The 22,063-nt window shown below is 44.2% G+C and carries 19 protein-coding genes; 11 read left to right on the top strand and 8 right to left on the bottom strand.

Annotation, left to right across the window (positions count from 1 at the left end; all coding sequences use genetic code 11):
* Position 1: 1 nt before the first annotated feature.
* From DYADSP32_RS25695 to greA, 4 genes are all read right to left on the bottom strand, one after another.
* Complete coding sequence (locus DYADSP32_RS25695; protein WP_149240083.1) at positions 2-1,057, bottom strand: PA0069 family radical SAM protein; 1,056 nt, start codon at positions 1,055-1,057, stop codon at positions 2-4.
* 68 nt (positions 1,058-1,125) lie between these two features.
* Positions 1,126-2,196, bottom strand: a complete 1,071-nt coding sequence (locus DYADSP32_RS25690; protein ID WP_149240084.1) for a M42 family metallopeptidase — start codon at positions 2,194-2,196, stop codon at positions 1,126-1,128.
* Between the two features lie 73 nt (positions 2,197-2,269).
* Complete coding sequence (locus DYADSP32_RS25685) at positions 2,270-2,593, bottom strand: hypothetical protein (protein WP_149240085.1); 324 nt, start codon at positions 2,591-2,593, stop codon at positions 2,270-2,272.
* Between the two features lie 126 nt (positions 2,594-2,719).
* Positions 2,720-3,199 carry a transcription elongation factor GreA gene (gene greA, locus DYADSP32_RS25680; protein ID WP_149240086.1) on the bottom strand — a complete coding sequence of 160 codons (480 nt, stop codon included), beginning with the start codon at positions 3,197-3,199 and terminating at the stop codon, positions 2,720-2,722.
* Positions 3,200-3,428: 229 nt separating this feature from the next.
* Here greA and fmt point away from each other — a divergent pair, with 229 nt between their 5' ends.
* The 4 genes from fmt (at position 3,429) to DYADSP32_RS25660 (ending at position 7,144) form a co-directional block, all read left to right on the top strand.
* Positions 3,429-4,349 (top strand): methionyl-tRNA formyltransferase, encoded by a 921-nt coding sequence (fmt, locus tag DYADSP32_RS25675; protein ID WP_414618061.1) that lies wholly within the window; start codon positions 3,429-3,431, stop codon positions 4,347-4,349.
* Between the two features lie 115 nt (positions 4,350-4,464).
* Positions 4,465-4,731, top strand: coding sequence for an IS200/IS605 family transposase (locus tag DYADSP32_RS25670; RefSeq protein ID WP_414618060.1), 267 nt, complete (start codon positions 4,465-4,467; stop codon positions 4,729-4,731).
* Between the two features lie 677 nt (positions 4,732-5,408).
* Entirely contained in the window at positions 5,409-5,900 is a 492-nt protein-coding gene (locus DYADSP32_RS25665; protein ID WP_149240087.1) for a dihydrofolate reductase, read from the top strand.
* A 140-nt stretch (positions 5,901-6,040) separates the two neighbouring features.
* Positions 6,041-7,144, top strand: coding sequence for an alpha/beta hydrolase (locus DYADSP32_RS25660; RefSeq protein ID WP_149240088.1), 1,104 nt, complete (start codon positions 6,041-6,043; stop codon positions 7,142-7,144).
* 329 nt (positions 7,145-7,473) lie between these two features.
* Here the strand turns inward: DYADSP32_RS25660 and hslU are convergent, their stop codons facing one another.
* Entirely contained in the window at positions 7,474-8,877 is a 1,404-nt protein-coding gene (hslU, locus tag DYADSP32_RS25655) for an ATP-dependent protease ATPase subunit HslU (RefSeq protein WP_149240089.1), read from the bottom strand.
* 268 nt (positions 8,878-9,145) lie between these two features.
* Here hslU and DYADSP32_RS25650 point away from each other — a divergent pair, with 268 nt between their 5' ends.
* From DYADSP32_RS25650 to DYADSP32_RS25630, 5 genes are all read left to right on the top strand, one after another.
* Complete coding sequence (locus DYADSP32_RS25650) at positions 9,146-11,416, top strand: GH92 family glycosyl hydrolase (protein ID WP_149240090.1); 2,271 nt, start codon at positions 9,146-9,148, stop codon at positions 11,414-11,416.
* 118 nt (positions 11,417-11,534) lie between these two features.
* Positions 11,535-12,548: an aldo/keto reductase gene (locus DYADSP32_RS25645; RefSeq protein WP_149240091.1), complete on the top strand. Its 1,014-nt coding sequence runs from the start codon at positions 11,535-11,537 to the stop codon at positions 12,546-12,548.
* Positions 12,549-12,616: 68 nt separating this feature from the next.
* Positions 12,617-13,792, top strand: a complete 1,176-nt coding sequence (locus tag DYADSP32_RS25640) for a PQQ-dependent sugar dehydrogenase (RefSeq protein ID WP_149240092.1) — start codon at positions 12,617-12,619, stop codon at positions 13,790-13,792.
* A 72-nt stretch (positions 13,793-13,864) separates the two neighbouring features.
* The gene (locus DYADSP32_RS25635; RefSeq protein ID WP_149240093.1) at positions 13,865-14,269 is read left to right on the top strand and encodes a c-type cytochrome; all 405 of its coding nucleotides are present in this window, start codon (positions 13,865-13,867) and stop codon (positions 14,267-14,269) included.
* A gap of 284 nt (positions 14,270-14,553) precedes the next feature.
* On the top strand, positions 14,554-16,905 hold the full coding sequence (locus DYADSP32_RS25630) for a TonB-dependent receptor (protein WP_149240094.1): 2,352 nt from the start codon (positions 14,554-14,556) through the stop codon (positions 16,903-16,905).
* A 175-nt stretch (positions 16,906-17,080) separates the two neighbouring features.
* Here DYADSP32_RS25630 and DYADSP32_RS25625 read toward each other — a convergent pair whose 3' ends face one another.
* Positions 17,081-18,541 carry a gluconokinase gene (locus DYADSP32_RS25625; RefSeq protein WP_149240095.1) on the bottom strand — a complete coding sequence of 487 codons (1,461 nt, stop codon included), beginning with the start codon at positions 18,539-18,541 and terminating at the stop codon, positions 17,081-17,083.
* Positions 18,542-18,772: 231 nt separating this feature from the next.
* On the opposite strand from DYADSP32_RS25625, the gene DYADSP32_RS25620 reads away from it, so the two are divergent.
* Positions 18,773-18,958, top strand: a complete 186-nt coding sequence (locus tag DYADSP32_RS25620) for a hypothetical protein (RefSeq protein ID WP_149240096.1) — start codon at positions 18,773-18,775, stop codon at positions 18,956-18,958.
* A 39-nt stretch (positions 18,959-18,997) separates the two neighbouring features.
* Here DYADSP32_RS25620 and DYADSP32_RS25615 read toward each other — a convergent pair whose 3' ends face one another.
* Positions 18,998-20,233: a metallophosphoesterase gene (locus DYADSP32_RS25615; protein WP_149240097.1), complete on the bottom strand. Its 1,236-nt coding sequence runs from the start codon at positions 20,231-20,233 to the stop codon at positions 18,998-19,000.
* A 228-nt stretch (positions 20,234-20,461) separates the two neighbouring features.
* Between DYADSP32_RS25615 and DYADSP32_RS25610 the strand changes: the two genes are divergently transcribed.
* Positions 20,462-20,977 carry a DinB family protein gene (locus DYADSP32_RS25610; RefSeq protein WP_149240098.1) on the top strand — a complete coding sequence of 172 codons (516 nt, stop codon included), beginning with the start codon at positions 20,462-20,464 and terminating at the stop codon, positions 20,975-20,977.
* 72 nt (positions 20,978-21,049) lie between these two features.
* On the opposite strand, the gene DYADSP32_RS25605 is transcribed toward DYADSP32_RS25610, so the two are convergent.
* Positions 21,050-22,036 (bottom strand): glycosyltransferase family 2 protein, encoded by a 987-nt coding sequence (locus DYADSP32_RS25605; protein ID WP_149240099.1) that lies wholly within the window; start codon positions 22,034-22,036, stop codon positions 21,050-21,052.
* Between the last annotated feature and the right edge of the window lie 27 nt (positions 22,037-22,063).

The raw sequence follows: 22,063 nt of genomic DNA, 5'->3' as shown, positions 1-22,063 counted from the left end.
GCTAAAACAGATTCATTTGACCTCCGCGAATAAATCCGGAAGTATCAAGTTTGGGCAACTCTTTATCCTTGAAGTATTTCCTGCAGGCAAAATTATGGAGCTGCCTGATGTGTTCTGCATAATTCCCTTCTCCTGTCATCCTTACTCCAAAGCGGGAGTCGTTCAGGTTTCCACCGTGACACGCCTTGATCTGATTCAGCACTTTTTCGGCTTTATCAGGAAAATGGTGACGAATCCACTCATCAAAAAGCGCTGCAATGGAGCCATTTAATCGCACAACGGTGTACCCTGCCCAAACAGCACCATGCTCTGACGCTGCTTTAATAATCGCAGGGATTTCATGGTCGTTGAGTCCGGGAATGATCGGGGCACTCATAATCCCCATGGGAATACCGGCCTGGTGTAACTGCTTTACAACCTGCAATCGTCTTTTAGCCGTAACTGTTCTAGGCTCCAGGGCACTTCTCAGATCCTCGTTCAAAGATGTGATCGAAACCGCTCCGTGAACAAGATTCAGTTTCGCCAACTTCTCCAGTATGTCCAGATCTCTTAATATCAGAGCGTTTTTAGTCAGAATCGTTACGGGATTCCGATATTGAAGACATATTTCCAGCAAGCGTCGCGTGAGCCTGAATTTTTTCTCTGCCGGCTGATAGCAATCGGTATTGCCCGAAAACATGATAGGTGTTGGCTCCCATTTTTTGGAATGAAACAGCTTTTCCAAAAGCTGAGGGGCATTTTTTTTGACTACAATCTTGGTTTCAAAATCCAGTCCGGCAGAAAAGCCCCAGTACTCGTGAGAGTTGCGTGCATAGCAATAAACGCAGCCATGTTCGCAACCACGATAGGGATTTATGGAATTGTAATTTCGCAGATCAGGACTATCCGAAACACTTAACAGTGTTTTAGATTCCTCCATGATGAACTGGGTTTTGGGATTTACTTCGGCTTCCTCCCACTGCTGCCAGTCTTCCGAGGTATACTCAATTTCTTGTTTATGGAACTTGTTATGGGTATTAATCCCCGCACCACGTCCTTTCGCCCTGCTGTTGTCCATAATTAAGAAGTGTTGTGCATGGAGCATGGGCATGGGAGGTTCCCTACGCCCTTTGCCCCTGCTTTGTGCTATTTTATATAACGAAAATCCTCATCTCCTTTGATGGAAAGAAGCACATCATAAATGAGCTGAATCACATTTTGCACGTCCTCCTTATGTACCATTTCCACCGTGGTGTGCATGTATTTAAGAGGCAGCGAAATTAATGCAGAAGCAACGCCTTCCGTTGAATAAGCAAACGAATCCGTATCTGTGCCTGTTGAACGGCTTACGGCCTGCCGCTGGAATGGGATGGACTTTTCCAACGCTACTTTTTCAAGCAAAGCCCGGACATTATTCTGCACCGCAGGACCATAACAGATCACCGGACCACCCCCACTTTTCAGATCACCCTGTTCTTTTTTATTGTACATCGGAGACTGCGTATCGTGGGTCACGTCTGTCACGATCGCCAAATCTGGTTTGAGACGCCGGGAGATCATTTCCGCTCCCCTGAGGCCTATTTCTTCCTGAACCGCATTAACGACATAAAGCGTAAACGGCAGACTAATGTTATTTTCATGAAGCATCCTGGCTACTTCAGCGATCATGAAACCACCCACCCGGTTGTCCAGGGCCCGGCCAACATAGTATTTTCCGTTCAGCTCATCCAGTCCATCCGAAAAGGTTACAACGGTTCCCACATGTATTCCCATTTCGAGTACTTCATCCTTTTTGGCTGCGCCCACGTCTATGAAAAGTTCATGAACCTTCGGAACCTGGTCTTTAGCGGTATCACGGACATGAATGGCCGGCCAGCCGAACACCCCCTTCACAACTCCCTTATCACCATGCAGATTCACCCGCATCGACGGAGCAATAGCAGCATCGGAGCCCCCATTGCGACGTACATGTATGTAGCCCTCTTCTGAGATATAGTTTACAAACCAGGAAATCTCGTCGGAATGAGCCTCTATCACCACTTTGTAATCCTGTCCAGGCCCGATGACACCTACCGCCGTCCCATACACATCGATGATTTGCTCCTCAATGTAGGGTTTGATATAATCCAGCCAAATCTGCTGCCCCGAAGATTCAAAACCGGTTGGCGAAGCATTATTCAAGTATTTATAAAGAAATTCTGTGCTTTTGTCTGACATATTTGTTTAAAATAATTACCAATAAAATAATCTATTTCACCGTACCTGAATCGGCCTTTCTGTAAATGATACACTAGAAATATTGCAAAAAACCCCAGAACCGTCGCTTGCGCAGATACTCAAGGTCACGTTCATTACGATAGGCTTCTCTTTCAAACGAAATATTGTAATACGCTTTTGAATGTTCTCCGAATTCTATTAACCTGACCAGATACTCGGCGAAATACCAAATATAAAAAAGAAGCAGTCCCATTTCAAATTGCTGTCGGAGGTGTATGCGTTCGTGATTCAGGAAAATTTTTCCAGGCGCCTTTCGTCTCGATAGTATGAAAGGAAACAAGGCCAGCCCCTCCACCCAAAGAAACGAAACATTTAAAACGAAACCTCTGAATCTCATATTTATAGCATCTCCTTGGCACCCTGTATGAAGAACAAATGCGCTATTCGAAATGAAAAAATGTTGGATTTTCAAATGATTTACTCATTCTTCCACCCAACATCTGATTTTTTGAATTTGCACAGGTCAGCTAAACCTGCTGATATCGAGCACTTCAAACTCCATCAACCCGGCAGGAACCTTTATTTCGGCTGTTTCACCTACTTTCTTGCCCAAAAGCCCTTTACCGATAGGAGAACCCACGGATATTTTCCCGGTCTTAAGATCGGCCTCCTCTTCCGATACCAAAGTGTAAGATACTTCCATGCCGGTTTTCCGGTTTTTTATCTTTACAACTGAGAGTATAGCCACCTGCGAATTATCAATAGACGACTCGTCGATCACGCGCGCATTGGACATAATCTCTTCCAGTTTTGCTATTTTCATTTCATGCATACCCTGCGCATCCTTTGCTGCATCATACTCTGCATTTTCACTTAAATCCCCCTTATCACGTGCCTCGGCAATCTGAGCAGCGATCGCAGTACGGCCTCTTGTTTTCATGTCATTCAGCTCGTTCTTAAGCTTATTTAATCCTTCTTCGGTATAGTATGAAATTTTAGCCATGACCTTAAATAGTTAATTAATCCTTTTGGTTTTTCGATTTTTGGATAAAAAAAAAGAACGGCTCTAAGACCGCTCTACAAGAGTATTCACAACCCGTAGTAGACGACTAGAAAACCTTCAATTTTCGACTGTAGAATCTTTTATTCTTTGCCATAGTTTTAAGTATGAACGACAAAAATAGCAATATTTGTAAATGGTACAAACCATTTTTCCAAAAGCCGACACAAATATGTCCGAACGATTGAGAATTATTTTTATGGGTACGCCTGAGTTTGCCGTAGCCAGTTTAAAAAGCCTCGTTGAAAGTAAATCTAATGTTGTTGCCGTAATTACCGTGCCAGACAAACCGGCCGGCCGTGGCCAAAAACTGGTTTCCTCTCCTGTAAAAATATATGCCTTGGCGCATCACATACCTGTTCTACAACCCGAAAAACTTCGTGACCCTGAATTTCTTGAAAAGTTAAAATCTTTGGATGCCGACCTGCAGGTTGTGGTAGCATTCAGGATGTTACCCGAAGTGGTGTGGAGCATGCCCAGGTATGGAACGTTTAATCTGCACGGCTCGCTGCTACCGCAGTACCGTGGTGCAGCACCTATCAACTGGGCCATAATTAACGGAGAAACGGAAACAGGTGTAACCACATTTTTTATCGAAAAGGAGATCGACACCGGAAAAATTATTTTCAGGGATGTGGAGCCTATACACCAGGATGACGACGCCGGTACCGTTTACGAACGGCTCATGGAAAAAGGCGCTCAGCTTGTGGTAAAAACGGTTGAAGCCATTGAGGCAGGCCAATACCCCCAGGAGGAGCAGGAGGAATCGGCCGAAATAAAATCGGCCCCCAAAATATTCCGTGAGACCTGTGAGATCAACTGGAACCGGCCGGCTGTTGAAGTATTTAATTTCATAAGAGGGCTCTCACCATACCCCGCAGCATGGACCATTTTGAACGGACTTTCCTGTAAGATTTTCAAAACCGAGGTTTTACAGGATGAATTCGCCGGAACACCCGGGGAGTTCAGAACGGATGGCAAAACTTATCTGAATTTCAAAGTGAACGATGGCTGGATTTCCGTAAAAATCTTACAGCTTGAAGGAAAAAAGAGGATGGAGATCGGCGAATTTTTGAGGGGAAATAAACTTTGACATCTAATCGGCTAAATCTTTTAAGAAAACAGCAAAGTAGAACCTAATCAAATGAAAATTATCAACTTGTGACTTTTTGCCGTCTGGATTGTATTACAAAAAACAATCAACAATCATGGCAAACACCTACTCACAAATTGATCTTCAATTTGTTTTCTCACCAAAATTCCGAGCCTCACTAATTACTGAGGAATGGGAGATTGAGCTTTATAAATACATTTCAGGGATAACGGCCCGTAACAAGCATAAAATGCTTGCTATTAATGGAATGCCTGACCATATGCACTTTTTAGTTGGGTTCGGCACGCACCAATCCGTTGCTGACTTCATGCAAGATGTCAAGGCAGATTCGTCGCAATGGATCAACAACAATAAGTTTTGAATATCACGATTTGAATGGCAATCCGGGTATGGGGTATTTTCCTATTCGAAATCGCAGGTGCCGAAGGTAATTCAGTACATCCAAAATCAGAAGGAACACCATAAAAAGACCTCTTTCCTCGATGAATATAAACTGTTTTTAGAAAAATTCGAGGTGGATTTCGATGAACGCTATATTTTCAAACTACCGGTGTGATTTTTACCAATGTTGCATGGTCCGCCAATATTGCATGGTCTACCAACATTACATGCCTGACGGCATTCGAAAACGTAATTCATGTCCAATTCTACCAATATTACATGCCTGACGGCATTTGAATTCGTAATCCATGGCCAATTCTACCAACATTACATGCCTGACGGCATTTGAATTCGTAATCCATGGCCCTTTCTACCAGATTGCCTGACTCCAATCCCGTAGGGATGCAACATTGGTAGAAAGGAAATAAAGAAAACCAAAAAATCCCGCAGGGATGTAATATTTTAATGGATTCATCATGTACAGTATTTTGAAACCTCCACAGATTATCAAAATCATAGTCCATTCCTTAGGTACTCAAACATTATGGAAACTGGTCGTTAAAATCCATCAGGGGGGGGCAATATTTAGGAGAAAAAACAAAGAGGGGTACTTTTTATTATAACTTTCACCAAAAATTACGGCAAACCATTAACAAAATGCGCATCTCAATCATTGTAGCAGTCTCTACAAACGGGGCCATCGGCAAAGACAACCAGCTGCTATGGCGACTCCCTGACGACCTGAAAAGATTTAAAAGTCTCACTTTGGGACATCCGATGATTATGGGACGTAAAACCTATGAATCTATCGGAAAGCCACTACCAGGCCGGACGTCGATCGTAATCACCCGAAATCCAGATTATAATCAGGACGGTGTTATTATCGCCTCTTCGCTTGAAGACGGACTTGAAAAAGCACGGCTGACAGGCACACCCGAAACGTTTATTATAGGTGGTGGTAACATCTATCGGCAAGCCTTGCCGTTCGCAGATAAAATTTATCTAACCGAAGTACATACCGAAATCGGAGGCGATACATTTTTCAATTTGACCAATCCAGCTGCCTGGGAAGAAGACATTCGCATTAAACACCCCGCTGACGACCGGCACGCCTACTCCTTTGATTTTGTAGATCTTTCATTGAAATAAGACCAGTTGCGCATTTGAAATTCAACAAAATACATCACGTAATAAAGGATATACGCACAATAAATATCGCCAAACCTGACAAAATTCCGTAAATTTGTACCCCAATTGCACCACAGCGAAAGAATAGTGAAATTTAGTACATGTGTAAAGATGTTGAAACGTTAACCGATACGCTCCGTATTGAATTAACCACCCCAGTTACCGACCAAAGACCGATATATATCACAGGAAATTTTTGCAAATGGCTTCCCGACCTCCCTGCAAACCAGATGACGCAGACAAAACCGGGTCATTACGAATTTGAATTTCCTGCCGGTGACGATTTACCCTTTCCTCTGGAGTACAAGTTCACAAGAGGCGGCTGGGATCAGGTGGAACTCGATCGGTGGGGGCAGCCTTATGGCAATCGCGTTACAAGCCAAAGCCAGGGAACCATACTGGATTATGTAACACGCTGGCAAAAGGACAAGTCTAATAAAACAAGCGTGGCCCCAATTATTGAGGTACTTTCCGAGACTTTTGAAATACCACAGCTTAATAAGAAGCGCAGGGTTCATGTGTTGCTTCCCCATAATTACTACGAACAGCCAGACAAGCATTATCCAGTCCTTTACATGACCGATGCGCAAAACCTATTTGGAGAAGGATCGACTTATGGAAATTGGGAAATTGATAAAAGCCTGGCAGAATTGGCCGGAGAGGATAAAGGAGATGTGATTATTGTAGCTATCGACCACGGTGATGAAGAAAGGATACAGGAGTTTTCGCCATATGATAATCCAAGACTGGGCAAAGGAATGGGTTCACTCTTTTTACGCTTTGTGACCGATACCCTAAAACCACATGTAGACGCGCAATACCGGACGAAAAAAGACAGACTAAACACAGGCATGGGCGGAAGTTCGGTCGGTGGTTTACTCACCATTTATGCTGCACTGATGTTTCCGCATGTCTTTGGCAGGTTAATGATCTTTTCGCCTTCGCTCTGGATCAGCCAGAAAATTTATTTTGACGCCATTCATTTTTTTGAACCCTTCGAAACCCGTATTTATATTTACGCAGGTGGAAAAGAAGGTGCCAACATGGTCCCGAACACACATAAACTCGAAGAAACGCTTCACAATCAAGGATTTGGTTACAGCCGTGTAAAAATCAAAACCTCCATTGACCCCAAAGGACAGCATAATGAAAAGCGGTGGAGTAAAGAATTTCCGCTGGCTTTGAAATGGTTGTATTTTGAGTAACTTATCCTGATAATCGAATAACGTTCAATAAGTATCGGCTTAACATGTCCTGGCGGAACGGCATGTGCCTGTTTGCTATTCATTTACATTGCATGATTACAATAAAACGCAAGCGGATAGTAAGGTTAAAACAGCACATTGATTAAAACTGCGACGACAGCACTTGTGTTATTCGTCCCCCTAAGTGCCGTCGCGCTTATCAGGTTGGAGGATCTGATCAGTAACATCCTTAACCAAAATCGGTTTTTATAATCTGCTCTGATATTATAAACAGGGTTCACAGAATTTGCTTCCATGAACCCACGCTACCAAATTATTTTGGCTGAAACTTACAGAATAAACTGGCTCAAATCCCGGTTTTTCACAAGGTGTGAAAGCTTTTCCTTGACCAGATCCGCTGTAACCACAATGGTCGATTCGGCACCGATCACATCAGGAATATCAAACATGAAGTCATTGAGCAGCAGGCTCATGACGGTCTGCAGGCGGCGCGCACCAATATTTTCAACTTCACTATTTACTTCGAAGGCAATTTTGGCAATTTCCTTGAGCGAGCCGTCTTCGAACTGCAGTTCCACTCCCTCGGCCTCCATCATCGCTACGTATTGTTTGGTCAGCGCATTTTTGGGTGTTTTCAGAATCTGATAAAAATCTGACTCTGTCAGGCTATTCAGTTCTACCCGTATCGGAAAACGTCCCTGAAGTTCAGGAATCAAGTCCGACGGTTTAGCTACGTGAAATGCGCCGGCCGCTACGAAAAGAATATGATCGGTATTAATCACCCCATGTTTGGTATTAACAGCACTACCTTCTACTATGGGTAACAAATCTCTTTGTACACCTTCACGACTTACATCGGGCCCGCTGCCTCCACCCGAGCGGCTGGAAGCCACTTTGTCTATTTCATCAATGAATATGATCCCAAGATTTTCTGCTTTCTGGATGGCTTCTAATTTCACCTCGTCCATATCAATGAGTTTTCCTGCCTCTTCGTCCAGCAACAGTTTCTTGGCTTCGCCAACTGTCACTTTACGTTTTTTACCCCGACGTGGCATCATGTTGCCAATCATTTCCTGAATATTCATCATCGAAACATCATCCACAGCACCACCAATCATGCCCACATGAGGAGCCTGGTTCTGCTGAATTTCAATTTCAATCTTTCTTCCATCCAGTTCACCATTACGGATCTTCTCACGAAAACGCTCCCGGGTACGCTGGTTCAGCTCCCCGTCATCTTCCGGCATGGACTCGTCATGATTTACTCCATTTTCCGACCTCACCTTTACGTGGCCTGAATTATGGATTGGCGGTATCAGTGCATCCAAAATAATGTCCTCAACAGCCTGTTCTGCCTTTATTTTTACTTCTTCCTTTTTTTGCGTTCTCACCATGCCCACGGCCTGTTCCACCAGGTCACGCACCATACTTTCTACGTCACGGCCCACGTAGCCCACTTCTGTAAATTTCGACGCTTCCACCTTAACAAACGGAGCATCAGCAATTTTGGCAAGCCGCCGTGCTATTTCTGTTTTACCAACACCGGTAGCACCGATCATGAGGATGTTGTTGGGAATAATTTCCTTTTGGATGTCTTCAGGGCTATTCATTCTCCTCCACCTGTTCCGCAATGCAATGGCCACATTCCGCTTGGCGTCATTTTGTCCGATAATGTATTGATCAAGCTCAAAAACAATCTGACGTGGGGTAAGGCGATTTAAGTGTTCAGTCATAATTTCGGTATCTTCTTTTTTCGATTTATCTTAAAAATATAGTGTCAGGCGCACATTAGGCACTGGAGATGGAACTCAATAAAACATAAAATGTACCGAGTGTTCCTTTTCTTCCAGCTATCAGGTCTAAACAGAAAGAACCATGCCGGGTCAAAATGTCAGGTTCAGCTCCAAACTAAATCTTTTCGTAACTTGTCATCACGAAACCTCGTATGTCCGTTCATTTTTACCAATAAATAACCTAATCGATCCAAGACTATTACAACAAATGAAAAAAAATCTCTTTGTTCTGTTCCTTTCCGTTACCAGCTTTTCCCTTTGTGCCCAACCGGCCAACCTTGTTGATCTGGTAAATCCACTCATGGGTACCCAGTCCAAATTCAGCCTCTCATCGGGAAACACGTATCCGGCCATTGCCATGCCCTGGGGAATGAACTTTTGGATGCCGCAAACCAACAAAATGGGTGACGGGTGGAGTTATATGTATGACGCTGAAAAGATTCGTGGTTTCAAACAAACCCATCAGCCAAGTCCATGGATAAATGATTACGGACAATTTTCGATCCTTCCTATGACCGGGTCGGTGAAGGTCGACGAAGAAACGCGGGCGAGCTGGTTTTCTCACAAGGCAGAGATCGCCAAACCGCATTATTACAAAGTATATCTTGCTGATTATGACGTAACCACCGAAATCACTCCCACAGAAAGGGCGGCGCAGTTCCGATTTACGTTTCCGGCGTCAGATAGCTCATTCGTGTTACTTGACGCGTTTGACCGCGGTTCCTATGTCAAGATCATTCCCTCGGAACGCAAAATTATAGGATACACAACCAAAAACAGCGGAGGTGTACCTGCCAATTTCAAAAACTATTTTGTCCTGGTTTTTGACAAGGCATTCACCTTTTCGTCGGCATTTCATGGAAAAACACTTGCAAAAGACACTTTGGAACTAAAAGCAGGTCACGTGGGCGCTGTGGTAGGTTTTAAAACAAAAAAAGGCGAACAGATAGGCTTGAAGGTTGCTTCCTCATTTATTAGCCCGAAACAGGCTGAGTTAAATCTCAATAGAGAATTGGCGGCTGACAGTTTCGATGCCACACTTGAAAAAGGCCGGAAAACATGGAATGAAGAATTGTCTAAAATAAAGGTTGAAGGAGATAATATTGACCAGATACGTACCTTTTATTCCTGTCTGTACCGGGTGCTTTTGTTTCCAAGGAAATTTTATGAATTCGATGCCAAAAATCAGATTGTACATTACAGCCCCTACAACGGGGAAGTTCGGCCGGGATACATGTTTACCGACAATGGCTTTTGGGATACGTTCCGTGCTGTTTTCCCTTTCTTCACGCTGATGTATCCGACCATGAACGCCCACACCATGGAAGGCCTGGCTAACGCCTACGACGAAAGCGGCTTTCTGCCCGAATGGGCCAGTCCGGGCCACCGCGATTGCATGATCGGATCCAATTCTGCTTCATTGATAGCCGATTCCTACGTGAAAGGGATTCGTGGCTACAACATCAATAAGCTGTATGAAGCAATCATAAAAAATACGGAACACGCCGGACCAGTCAGTTCAGTGGGCCGATTTGGACATGAACATTACAACGAACTCGGTTATGTTCCGTATGATGTTAAGATCAATGAAAATGCTGCACGGACGCTGGAATACGCTTATGCCGATTTTTGTATTTCTCAATTGGCAAAGGAACTGAAAAAGCCTCAAACTGAAATTGACTTGTACCTGAAAAGAAGCCAGAACTACCGCAACCTGTTTGATCCGGAAACCAAATGGATGCGTGGAAAAAATAAGGACGGGAAGTTTCAGTCACCGTTTAATCCGTTCAAATGGGGTGATGCCTTTACCGAAGGGAACAGTATTCACTACACCTGGTCGGTGTTTCAGGATGTAAAAGGTCTTATAGGATTAATGGGCGGAAGGGAAGCTTTCGTGCAAAAACTGGATACCGTTTTCACGCTTCCTCCCATATTTGATGATAGCTATTATGGCTTTCCCATCCATGAAATCCGTGAAATGCAGATTATGAACATGGGGAACTATGCACATGGTAACCAGCCGATACAACACATGATTTACCTATACAATTACGCCGGAGCACCATCAAAAGCGCAATATTGGTCGAGAGAAGTCATGCGGAAGTTGTACCAGCCCACACCGGATGGCTACTGCGGAGATGAAGACAATGGGCAGACATCGGCATGGTATGTGTTCTCGGCCCTTGGTTTTTATCCGGTAACACCCGGCACCACGCAGTATGTGATCGGTTCACCGTTGTTCAGGAAAGCCACCATCACGTTGGAAAACGGAAAGAAATTCGTTGTAGAAGCGTCCGCAACAAGCGATAAAAATAGGTACATTCAGGGAGCAGCAATGAATGGTAAACCGTATCCCAATACCTACCTCGAACATGGCGATATATTAAGAGGCGGAAAGATCCAGTTTAACCTGGCGAGCCAGCCATCGAAGACATGGGGTGTGAAACCCGAAAATGCACCCTTTTCGTTGACAAAGTAAGAAGACCGCTGGGCCATTTGCCGATGTGACCGCAAACGGATGGCACAATTATTGAGCCCTCCGTTTGAATAAACAACAAGCTAAAAGCCCATCAGCTGATAGCCAATCACTACACAAGATGATTTACAGAAAAATAACAAATGCAATTCACCCCGAACATCGTGATCTGGAGTTATCGGTCATTACTTTTGGAGCCTGGGCAACCGGTGGATGGATGTGGGGAGGTACCGAAAGAAGCGAGTCGGTAAGAGCCATACAGGCATCCTACCACGCGGGCGTCACCTCCATCGATACAGCACCTGTTTACGGGATGGGTCTGAGTGAAGAAATCGTGGGGGAGGCAATCAAAGGTTTGCCCCGCGACAAGGTGCAGATTCTCACCAAATATGGTATGCGCTGGGATTTGGCAAAAGGTGATTTCGCGATGCACAGTAAGGATAACGATGGCACCGATATTGACATTTACAAATATGCTGCGAAAGAAAGCATTATCGAAGAATGCGAGCGGAGCCTGAAACGACTCGGAACCGACTACATCGATCTCTATCAAATTCACTGGCATGACAAAACCACCCCAATCGAAGAAACGATGGAAGCTGTAGCTCACCTCATCAAACAGGGGAAGGTACGTTATGCAGGCGTATGTAATTACAGCGCGGATCTGATGCGTGAAGCCTCAAAATACATCAATCTTGCTTCCAATCAGGTACCTTTCAGCATGGTACGCCGTGATATTGAAGATGAAGTTGTCCCCTACTGCATCGAACATCAGAAGGCGATTTTGGCTTACAGTCCACTTCAACGCGGATTATTAACCGGAAAAATCAAACCCGGATATCAGTTTGCCAAAGATGACAACCGGGCCGACCTCCACTACTTTTCTGATCAAAACATTGAAAAGGTGAATGCATTTCTGGAAAAGATAAAACCTTTGGCCAACGACAAAAATGTACTGCTAAGCCAACTTGTTTTGAAATGGACGATTGAACAGGCCGGGATTACAATCGCATTGGTAGGTGCCCGCGATGCCAAACAAGCGCTTGAAAACGCAGCGGCGGCGGATATGAAACTGACACCGGATGAAATTAATTTTATATCCGGGCATTTAAATGACCTGAAATTAGTTAAATAGAAGCGTGAGTGGCATTACTTTTGTGCCTCAATACGTTCCAAAAACTTTGTTCACCTTTAGCGAATTGTATGAAAAACAATATTTCCAAGATTAAGAAAAGCCTTCCACTGCTCATGGCTGGCGTCCTGTTAACTTCCTCCATCGCGCTCATGAGCTACAGGGGTACAGAAGAAAAAAATGCCAAACAAAAATTGTCTGAGGCAGACCTGAAAGTAGATACGGTCGCTTCCGGTTTAAAAATGCCCTGGGCAACTACCTTCCTCCCTAATGGAGATTTGCTCGTAACCGAGCGTGTGGGAAAACTACGTCTTGTAAAAAAAGGGGTTTTGGATCCTCAGGATATTTCCGGACTACCTGAAATTCTTTACAAAGGACAGGGTGGACTTCTGGACGTTCAGTTGCATCCGGATTATGCTAAAAATGGCTGGATTTACATCAGTTATTCATCCCCAAAAGCAGAAGGGGAAGAAGGTGATGATGGAGGTGCCAATACAGGTCTGATCCGCGCCAAGTTGAAAGACCATGCTTTGACAGACGTTCAAAAACTATTCAAGGCCTTACCAAACGTAAAAGGAGGCAATCACTTTGGTGGCCGTATTGTATTTGATAAAAAGGGATATGTATTTCTGTCATTGGGAGAAAGAGGACAAAAAGAAAACGCCCAAAACCTGGGAAAAGATCAGGGAAAAGTGGTGCGTTTACATGAAGATGGGAAAATACCAACAGATAATCCCTTTGTGAAAACACCAGGTGCGCGCCCTGAGATCTGGACTTATGGTCACCGTAATCCTCAAGGCATGACCATCCACCCAACTACGGGTGTAATCTGGGCGCATGAGCATGGACCACAGGGAGGCGATGAATTGAATATTGTTCAGAAGGGAAAAAATTACGGTTGGCCCCTGATCACTTTTGGGATCGATTATGATAACAGTATCATTTCAAAGGACACTGCCCGTGCAGGAATGGAACAGCCTGTGACCTACTGGAAACCGTCTATCGCTCCCTGCGGGATGACTTTCGTGACAAGCTCTCAGTTTAAGGACTGGAATGGCGACCTGATTGTTGGTTCGCTTAAATTTCAATACCTGCAGCATTTGACCATCAAAGGCAACAAAGTAACCGGACGCGAAATTATTTTCAACAAACTAGGCCGCGTAAGAGATGTACGCCAGGGACCGGATGGGAATCTGTATGTAGTGCTGGAAAACTCCGGTAAAATTGTGAGAATTAGCAAAAAGTGATTTACAATTAAAAATGAGGAATGATGAGTATGGTAATTTCCTGACTGCTCGTTCCTTTTTTGATTATCAAGTATGAAATTAGCATTAACAATCATTTCCGGACTAAGTTTTTATTCCACTTTATTTCAAAACCAGGATGGTGAACTTGCTAAAAGTATTGAGCGTGGGAAAATGATCTATTCCGAAAACTGTATTACCTGCCACATGGGCACGGGCGAAGGCGTGCCAGCCACATTTCCGCCACTGGCCAAGGCAGACTACCTCATAAAAACACCGGAAAAGGCCATCTATGCGATAAAGTTTGGATTGGCCGGAAAGATCAAGGTAAATGGTATTGATTACGACAACATGATGCCCGCACCCGGCCTCGACGATAGCGAAGTATCCGATGTAATGAACTACATTCAGAATTCATGGGGAAATTCCTCAGAAAAGAAAATGGTCACCGAAAAAATGGTAAAGGAAGTGAAGGAGTAAAACGTCAGATCAGTAAGGCATTCGTATAAAAAGGGAGGATTTCGAACTGAAATCCTCTTTTTTTTACCAAACCATTTAACTATCACTTCAATAAATACCATTTTAAAATACAAGAAACCATTCCAACCAACTAGAATACAGACCATTATGATTAATAACAAGCCCGAACATCAGCGTTTCGTCTAACCGGACAACTATTTAAAATAAATCCAAATAAACTTGTCTACATAAAATTCGTATCTGATATTTGCGCTCAGATTTATTATTAGACCAGTTTCAAATAAATGAGGAATTTATACAATACGCTTGCCCTTTGCATCCTTTCGGTGACAGCAGCTTGGGCGCAAACAGGCAGCCTGAAAGGAACCGTTAATACAGCCGACGGACATGCCGCAGTTCACGTTTCAATCTCTTTAAAAGGAACCCGTATGGGCGCTGTAAGCAATGCCGAAGGGGCCTACCAGATTGATAAAATAACACCAGGCAACTATGTCGTAAAAGTAACACTGGTTGGTTTACAGGCCGTTGAAAAGGACATTGAAATAAAGGATGGACAACAGACCGTCGCCGATTTTGTCCTCGACGAGTCCGCACAGCAATTGCAGGAAGTGGTCGTTACAGGGGGAAACAGTTTTAAAACAGACCAGACCTCTCCAAGCCTGAGGTTGGCAACTCCCATTCTCGAAGCGCCACAGAATATCCAGGTGATTGGCAGGAGGGTTTTAGCCGATCAACAAATATTTGATATGCTGGAAGGCGTCACCCGAAACGTGAGCGGTGCTACCAAAGTAGAGCACTGGGATAATTACGCCCGGATTAATATGCGAGGAAGCCAGGTAGGCGCATTCCGTAACGGAATGAACGTTCAAATGCCCTGGGGACCACTTGCCGAAGATATGAGCATGGTGGATCGGATAGAATTTGTAAAAGGACCTGCAGGGTTCATGCTTGCAAATGGCAATCCGAGCGGATTTTACAATGTAGTGACCAAAAAACCTACCGGGCAAACAAGAGGGGAGGTTGGGATTACACTTGGAAGCTTCGATACTTACCGTACTACGCTGGACCTTGATGGTAAATTGTCAAAAGATGGTAAACTGCTCTACCGGGTGAACCTGATGGGCCAACTGAAAGGTTCACATAGGGATTTCGATTTCAATAACCGCTATTCGATCGTTCCGGTTCTGAAATATCTGATCGACGACAAGAGCTCGATCACGCTGGAATACACTCATCAGTTTTCACAAATGAATGCCATTGGGTCCAATTATGCTTATTCGAAAAAGGGGTACGGAGACCTTCCCAAAAGTTTCAGTACATCAGAGGCAAACCTGGCCCCTACCAATAATCATGACCGGAGTATGCTAGCCATTTTCGAGCATAAGTTGAACGAAAATTGGAGGATGACCGCTCAGGCCTCCTATTTCCACTATACTCAGGTTGGCGCATCCTTATGGCCCTCCGGGTTTGTTACAGGCAGGACGGACTCACTGCAGCGCGCAATTAACAACTGGGATATTCTGGGATTGAGCAAAACGGGCCAGATATTCGTGAATGGACAGATCAATACAGGAGCAGTTGCACACCGGATACTTGGCGGGCTCGATATGAGTAGCAAGGAGTTTTTCCACGACTGGAGCCAGTGGAAGCTCTATGGCGTACCGCTGGATATTTACAACCCCATACACGGGCTAACCCCAGCCCCAACATTCGACAGAAGTAAAAACATAAGGGAAAGAACCGTGCGATATACCAATGGCTACACAGCTTTGTACGCACAGGATGAGTTAGGCTTCTGGGAAAACAAACTGAGGCTGACGCTGGCGGCTCGCTACACCAAATTGAAAGTATCGAACCCTTACGACGGAAGCTATTCAAAAGGCAAATTTACTCCCCGTGCCGGGCTAAGTTATACGATAAACCCGAGCACAACAGCCTATCTGCTTTACGACCAGTCATTCAACGAAAATTTCGGCACCGACTGGCAAGGCAAAAGCTTTGACCCACAAACTGGCAGCAACATGGAATTTGGATTAAAAAGAGGTTGGCTCAATGATAGCTGGAGTTCTACTCTGACTTTTTATCAAATCAACAAGGACAATGTTCTGGTTGCAGATCTGGAACATCCAAATGGCGCCGCTTCCTTCTTTAGCAAGCAGGGCGGGCAACATAAAATAAAAGGAATTGAATGGGACATACGCGGACAAATCTTTAGAGGTCTGGATGTCATGATCAATTATGCTTATACCGACGCCAAGATCACAAAACACAGTAATGAAGCGGCAATTGGCCAGCAGGTCGAAGGATCAAGTAAACATGTACAGAATACCTGGCTCAGTTACACGATAGCATCCGGTGCCGCCCAGGGCTTCGGCATTTCGATGGGCTACCAGTATCAGGCGGGCCGCTCTCCCTGGTTTGTGTCCGAAGGCACCCAGGATAACCTGCCGAATTATTTCAGAATAGATGGCGGAGTAACTTACAAAAAGGATAAATTCTCCGTTAACCTACTTGTTAACAACATCTTGAACAAATATCTTTATTCAGGGGGTATATACACTTACGGAGGGGGTTTCTACTACTGGCAAACAGAACCAGGGACTAACTTTCGCTTGTCGGTGGGGTACAAGTTTTAGATATCAGCTTAAGTATTAAAAAAATCCGCTTCACTGTAAAATGTCGAGGCGGTTTTTTTGTGTTTAGGGTGTCCAGTTGCCAATCAGATTAGGAAGCAGTAGTTTTGTAACCAAAAAAACACGTGAAACGGCTGGGGACATCGCAAAGTTTGCAGCAAACACTTTTCTACCCAAACTAAACCGCATGCGCGAGCATCAGTTTCGATCCTTTTACAAATCTTTCACCCAGGGTTTTATATTTTTCATGGACTGATGTATCCGCAATAAACTCCTGGCCTACCAGCGTGAAAGCTTTCATTTCTGAATATTCCTTATAAATCCCGAGCGCTTTCAGCCCCATCATGGCCGCACCAGCGGCGCCAGTTTCCACGGTTTCGTTGAGCACCACTTTTTTCCCAAAAATATCAGCCAGCATCTGAACCCAGATAGGGCTCTTGGCAAAACCACCGTTGGCGTATATGGTATCGATATGTTGCATCTCCAGAAGAACCCTTTCGATACTGGCCAAATTTAAAAGAATCCCCTCCATCACCGCCCTGGCAAAGTGCGATCGGGTATGCTGAATATCTATTCCCGAAAACCCACCACGAACCTCGGAGCTCCATAAAGGGGCACGTTCCCCAAGTAGGTAGGGATAAAAAAGAAGGCCGTCTGCGCCCGGTTTAATCTCCGACACATCCTGAAATACCTGATCGTAATGCTCATTTACAAAAAAGGTATTCATCAGCCATTCAAATATCACGGCTCCATTATTGGATGGACCGCCAACGATGTAAGTCTGCTCGTCAAGAATGTAACAGAAGGTCCGCATGAGCGGATCGGTGTATGCCTGGTTGGAACAAATACGGACAGCGGCACTCGTACCAATCGTAACAGCCATCGAGCCCGTTCGGATTGCCCCGCTTCCTAAATTGGCCAGGCATCCGTCACTCGCACCCATGATCAGGCATGTACCTTCGGGTAATTGCGCACCATTATCGGCAGGAAGCTTCTCTATATGATAAGGAAATACAGCTTCCGAAAGCTTTGCAGCCTTTAACCCTAGTTTTTTAAGTGTATATGCGTCCCACTTCAATTCTCGGATATTAAACATCCCGGTGGCCGATGCGATCGAATAATCTACCAGAAATTTTCCAGTCAGCCGGTAAATGATATATTCCTTAATACCAATAAATTTATCCGCATTTTTGTAAATGTCCGGTTCATTTCTTTTTAGCCATAACAATTTACAAACCGGCGTCATGGCATGTATAGGGGTTCCGTTGTGCTGGTAGATTTTCTTACCAACCACCGATGTCCGAAGTTTAATCGCAATTTCGGAGCTGCGGTTATCCGCCCAGATGATTAGATTCGTCAACTGTTTTCCTGCTTTGTCTATAGCCAAAACACTATGCATGGCAGCACTGAAACTGACCCCCATAAGCGCTCCCATTCCGGCGCACTGACCGCATACATTTTTTAAAGCTATACATGTGGCCTCATAAATCTCATCGGGGTTTTGTTCGCTCCAATCGGGTTTAGGATGAATCATTTCATAGCCTTCACTATGTGAAGCCAGAATTTTCCCCGATACCGAATCGAAGGCAACTGATTTTACATTTGTAGTACCAATATCACAACCAATTATATAAGGCATTTTAGATTACTTAGCAGTTGACAAAAGGTGGGAGTTTAACCACATTTTGTATTTATATACTGAACAAAAGTAGGTATTCGCTGTTTAAAAGCCTTCCAACGTAAACATAGGGCCTATTAAAATCTCACTGTATAGACAAAACGTATGACAAATACGGCCGGTAATTATCAAAACTGAACTCTATTTCTTATTTTCGCATCACAATAAAATTTGATTCTAATTAACTGAACCATGTCAGATACAACCCATAGCGAACACAAGTCGGTACCACTCGCAGTTTCAATAGCTGCATTTCTGATACTTTTTACTATTCTGGCTGTTTTTGCAGATACCTTTATTTTCATTCTAGGTACAATCGGCCTGGTAGTCACTTTCGCATTTTACGGAAACGAATCCCATAGTGACAACCATCACTGATGCTTTCTGCAATTGAAATAATTCTGCAATTTTAAGACACTAAGGCTCAATGGCCAGCTCGGGAATCACATGGTTGACTTCCCATCCGAGCTGGCCACTTTGTTTGTCGACTACCCACGCTTCTTCAAGCACAACCGTATCATGCAGATCGCGATAGGTAGCAGTCAGCCTTTCGTTATGAATGTTCAGATTCACAAAACCATTGTACCCAAGCCGGTGGCGTCGGATTACTGTCCGCACCCGTCTGTCGTAAAAAAGAATTTTATCTTTATCCGGCTGACTTTCCGGCATTTTCACCTCAACGGGTAAACCTCCATGACCCAAACAGCGTCCGTAGGTAAACGGGCCGTTTTTATTGGCCGCAGGCTTGTAGGCGACGAGCCTGTGATCATGTCCCCAAAACCAGATAATTTCTCTCTGGTTCGCACCCATTAGCTCCTTAATTTGTTCGCCTGGCTTGGTATAATCCTCGCGAAATGATGAGATATAAGGATGATGGCTCAAAAATACCAGTCCGCGTTTATCATCAGGATCTCCTAATCGCACAACGTCTTTAAGCCAGTCGACCTGCTCTTTCCTTAAATGGCAATCGGGTGGAGAGAGCACTTCCAGAAAGGGACGCTCGACGGAGGTGTATCCTGTATCAAGTCCAATAATTCGCCAATGTTCATTTTCAAGGCAAAAAAAACCAGCTTGCTGCGTTTTCTTCACCTCTCCTACTTTTGCGTACATAGCAGGCAACAGATGTTGAAAAAAAGCGTTGCCATTCGAGTACATTTCGTGATTTCCCGCAAGCACAAGACTTCCCGATGCTCCGTAGTACCAGGATGCATAAGGCGCGGTAAAATTGGCTTCTATCTCCTTTGGTGCGCCCACAAAGTAGACATCACCCAAATGAATGGTGTAGTCCGGCGCGTGCCTTGCCACCAAATGGGCCACAGAATCGGATTCAAAGGTGTCGCTTGCCCAATCGGAAAGCAAGGAAATATCTATCCCAACCCGAGACGACATAGACGATTGCATCGGATAAATCCCTGAATCACCATTCCGTGGATACGACTGATAAGCGTGACGCGGGCCCAGCCGACTTTTAAGGTAGTGCCAGGTAAAGCCCAGGAGATTTGTCTTAAAAAATTCCGAGATAACATTTGTGACATTCGAATTCTCTTTGACCCGTTTTTCGTATAATTCCTGCTGTGTTTTTGCATGATTCTCAGCTTCTGTGTGGCCCAGGTCCAGGTATTTTCGGGTTCTCTCTTCGGAAGTTTCAAGCATATTATCGTATTAAGGTTTCTTACTATCTGTGGGTAATCTAAAATAAATAAGCCAGCATATTACCCCACCATGACATTTTTATCAAAAGTAGCAACCTGTTATTTGATTTTGAACAAGCATATGCAACGCGCCCCATGTAAATATCACTGCTCCACCCATTGAATATCACGTTTCTTAACGCTACCTTTTGAGCAGTTTTCATGTATAACTATCTAAACGATCAATTCAATGAAAATTTTATTTACCATTTGTGCCATGTTGCTAGCATCAGGGGCACTGTTTGCTCAAGTTATAACTGCAAAAGAAGCAGCCAATTGGGAACGAGCAAAAGTTTACACAAAAGAATATCTGGATGTGATGCCGGACGATGGATATAGTCTAAAACCTACACCGGAAATGCGATCCTTCGCGCAGCAAATGGGCCATCTTGCCGATGCCAATTATGCCTTCGTTGCAAGTGCTACGGGCAAAGCCAAACCTACTACCGAATCTGTCGAAAAAATGGCCGATCAGTCAAAAGCGGCGATCACCAAGGCAGTAATGGACAGCTATGACTTTGTCATAACGTCTCTGAAAGGAACCTCCGACGCAGATCTGTCGAAAGATGTTAAAGTATTTGGTTTTGCCATGACCTCGGGCGTTGCGTTTGAAAAGGCATTTGAACATCAAACACATCACCGGGGGCAAACAACCGTTTACATCCGGCTAAAAGGAGCAGTACCGCCCAGAGAAAAGCTGCTATAAAAAAATCGGAACGTAATTCAATGTAAAAAAAAGTCCTCGTCGGAAAGACAAGGACTTTTTTATGATAACGGATTACCCCAGTGTTTTGGCTTTGATTTTATACAAAGTAAGCGCGAAGAAGCTATAAACACGCATCAGGGCCGTAGGTACCACAAAATCACGAATGACCTCTTTCCTCCGCGCTTCGGAAGGCTGCCCCCACGACAAGTACCTCACAGCGAACTTCAGCCTTGGCCAATAAGTGTCCTTGAATTGTTTCGAAAAAAGTAATTTGTAATAATAGGTTGCCAATAGCTTACGAAGCGTATTGTCATATTTATAAGCAAACTGCCTGTTGATGTTGGAATACAGCTGAATGCGATTAAAAAGAAAGTCGGCACTTTCGTGGTTGTCCACAAAACTAGCTCCTCCTCTGTTTTTTCGATACACGGACATCACTTCATCGATGTATCCGATGGGACCACGGCTGGCCAGCATGATGTTTCTTGGAATATCTCCACTTGTGGAGAGGTTTGTCCACTCCGGATCAGGATTTGCCGCAAAATCTTTTGTCCGGAACATGAGACTAGAAGTAGCTATGTAGCACAACTCTTCTTCCTGAATCAAATCCTCCAAATATATTTCCGGCTTTTTGAGGGTGTTAACCAAATAAGGCGGGGCCGAGTTGTCATCAAAAATCACCCTGGCATTATGATATGATGCTGCATAATGCGGGTTGGCGTCAAGCATTTCTACCTGTTTCTGCAGCTTATGAGGGGATAACAAATAATCGTCTCCATCAAACTGGGCGGTGTATTCTCCCTTTGCCGCTGCAAAAGTAGACAAGGCATTATACTTACCATTCAAACCCAAATTCTGATCATGTAAAATCAGTCTGATCTTATCGGGAAAACGACTTTGATATTCTTTTAAAACGCCAACTGTATTGTCTTTTGAACAATCATCACCTACAATAATCTCAAATGGGAAAGTAGTCTGTTGCATTAATATTGAATCCAGCGCTTGCGCTACAAATTTTTCATGGTTGTAGGTAACAACGCAGACACTCACTTTGACCATACTTATAATTTCAAGGTTATTACGTTC

Origin of the sequence: Dyadobacter sp. 32, assembly GCF_902506755.1 — a bacterium.
Lineage (GTDB): Bacteria > Bacteroidota > Bacteroidia > Cytophagales > Spirosomataceae > Dyadobacter.
This window is presented reverse-complemented; position numbering and strand designations above follow the sequence as displayed.

Excerpts from the sequence above, each read along its gene's own strand:
- DYADSP32_RS25635 (WP_149240093.1), top strand. The coding sequence starts at position 13,865 with ATGAAATTAGCATTAACAATCATTTCCGGACTAAGTTTTTATTCCACT.
- DYADSP32_RS25690 (WP_149240084.1), bottom strand. The coding sequence starts at position 2,196 with ATGTCAGACAAAAGCACAGAATTTCTTTATAAATACTTGAATAATGCT.
- greA (WP_149240086.1), bottom strand. The coding sequence starts at position 3,199 with ATGGCTAAAATTTCATACTATACCGAAGAAGGATTAAATAAGCTTAAG.
- DYADSP32_RS25670 (WP_414618060.1), top strand. The coding sequence starts at position 4,465 with ATGGCAAACACCTACTCACAAATTGATCTTCAATTTGTTTTCTCACCA.
- DYADSP32_RS25685 (WP_149240085.1), bottom strand. The coding sequence starts at position 2,593 with ATGAGATTCAGAGGTTTCGTTTTAAATGTTTCGTTTCTTTGGGTGGAG.
- DYADSP32_RS25695 (WP_149240083.1), bottom strand. The coding sequence starts at position 1,057 with ATGGACAACAGCAGGGCGAAAGGACGTGGTGCGGGGATTAATACCCAT.
- DYADSP32_RS25645 (WP_149240091.1), top strand. The coding sequence starts at position 11,535 with ATGATTTACAGAAAAATAACAAATGCAATTCACCCCGAACATCGTGAT.
- DYADSP32_RS25640 (WP_149240092.1), top strand. The coding sequence starts at position 12,617 with ATGAAAAACAATATTTCCAAGATTAAGAAAAGCCTTCCACTGCTCATG.
- DYADSP32_RS25610 (WP_149240098.1), top strand. The coding sequence starts at position 20,462 with ATGAAAATTTTATTTACCATTTGTGCCATGTTGCTAGCATCAGGGGCA.
- fmt (WP_414618061.1), top strand. The coding sequence starts at position 3,429 with ATGTCCGAACGATTGAGAATTATTTTTATGGGTACGCCTGAGTTTGCC.
- hslU (WP_149240089.1), bottom strand. The coding sequence starts at position 8,877 with ATGACTGAACACTTAAATCGCCTTACCCCACGTCAGATTGTTTTTGAG.
- DYADSP32_RS25605 (WP_149240099.1), bottom strand. The coding sequence starts at position 22,036 with ATGGTCAAAGTGAGTGTCTGCGTTGTTACCTACAACCATGAAAAATTT.
- DYADSP32_RS25665 (WP_149240087.1), top strand. The coding sequence starts at position 5,409 with ATGCGCATCTCAATCATTGTAGCAGTCTCTACAAACGGGGCCATCGGC.
- DYADSP32_RS25625 (WP_149240095.1), bottom strand. The coding sequence starts at position 18,541 with ATGCCTTATATAATTGGTTGTGATATTGGTACTACAAATGTAAAATCA.
- DYADSP32_RS25650 (WP_149240090.1), top strand. The coding sequence starts at position 9,146 with ATGAAAAAAAATCTCTTTGTTCTGTTCCTTTCCGTTACCAGCTTTTCC.
- DYADSP32_RS25620 (WP_149240096.1), top strand. The coding sequence starts at position 18,773 with ATGTCAGATACAACCCATAGCGAACACAAGTCGGTACCACTCGCAGTT.
- DYADSP32_RS25615 (WP_149240097.1), bottom strand. The coding sequence starts at position 20,233 with ATGCTTGAAACTTCCGAAGAGAGAACCCGAAAATACCTGGACCTGGGC.
- DYADSP32_RS25630 (WP_149240094.1), top strand. The coding sequence starts at position 14,554 with ATGAGGAATTTATACAATACGCTTGCCCTTTGCATCCTTTCGGTGACA.
- DYADSP32_RS25660 (WP_149240088.1), top strand. The coding sequence starts at position 6,041 with ATGTGTAAAGATGTTGAAACGTTAACCGATACGCTCCGTATTGAATTA.